Raw genomic sequence first — 1106 nt, 5'->3', positions numbered from 1 at the left:
GTTTTGAGGTGAAGGTAAATTCGCCGGTGGTGGCGCGAATGTGGTGTTGGCCAAGAACGATATCCACAGTACCGTCTTGCTCGGTAAGCAAACGAGCCAGTTCGAGAATACCTTTGCGCGGAACGATTACTTGATGGCGGTCGGCCTGCTCGATGCCAGCTTCCATCGAGCACATGGCCAGACGGTGACCATCCGTAGCAACAGCGCGCAATACGCCTGTTTGCACTTCGATCAACATGCCGTTCAGGTAGTAACGAACGTCCTGCTGGGCCATGGCAAAACTGGTGCGCTCAATCAAACGACGCAACTTGCTCTGTACCAGGGTGAAGGTAAACGAACCTGGGCCTTCTTCCACGGTAGGGAAGTCGTTAGCCGGTAGTGTCGACAGGGTAAAACGGCTGCGACCTGCCTTGACCACCAGCTTGGTTTCATCAACGCGGATATCGACCAGTGCGTCGTTAGGCAGGCTTTTGCAGATATCCATCAGCTTGCGCGCCGGCACGGTGATCTCGCCTGGCTCAGCCGGCTCTTCCAACGTCACGCGACCGACCAGCTCGACCTCAAGGTCGGTACCAGTCAGCGATAGCTGCTGGCCTTCGACCACGAGCAGCACGTTAGACAGCACCGGCAGCGTCTGCCGGCGTTCAACCACGCCAGCGACCAGTTGCAACGGTTTCAACAGGGCTTCGCGTTGAATAGTGAAATGCATGGTCTCGTCCCTTTGCCTCGTGGGCTGCGTAATGGGTCAGGTGGTCAGCGTGCGCAGCAGGTTCTTGTAGTCCTCGCGGATGTCCGCGTCGGATTCCCTAAGTTGAGCAATCTTACGGCATGCGTGCAACACCGTGGTGTGATCACGACCGCCGAAAGCATCGCCGATCTCCGGCAAGCTATGGTTGGTCAATTCTTTAGATAACGCCATCGCAACCTGCCTGGGCCGCGCGACTGAACGCGAGCGACGCTTGGACAGCAGGTCGGAAATCTTGATTTTGTAGTACTCGGCGACGGTGCGCTGAATATTGTCGACGCTCACCAGCTTGTCTTGTAGTGCCAACAAATCCTTCAACGATTCGCGAATCAGCTCAATGGTGATGTCACGGCCCATAAAG

The 1106-nt window shown here is 56.3% G+C and carries 2 protein-coding genes; both read right to left on the bottom strand.

All coding sequences use genetic code 11. The features are described from left to right. Positions 1-709: DNA polymerase III subunit beta (gene dnaN, locus AAAB16_RS08255; protein ID WP_340662908.1), on the bottom strand; the 709-nt coding region annotated here is incomplete at its 3' end. Between the two features lie 36 nt (positions 710-745). Next, positions 746-1106: helix-turn-helix domain-containing protein (locus tag AAAB16_RS08250; protein ID WP_340662907.1), on the bottom strand; the 361-nt coding region annotated here is incomplete at its 5' end.

The sequence above is a fragment of the Pseudomonas sp. genome, from assembly GCF_037994325.1.
In the GTDB taxonomy this organism is placed as follows: Bacteria; Pseudomonadota; Gammaproteobacteria; order Pseudomonadales; family Pseudomonadaceae; genus Aquipseudomonas.
The sequence above is the reverse complement of the archived record's forward strand: the minus strand, read 5'-3'. Positions and strand labels throughout refer to the sequence as shown.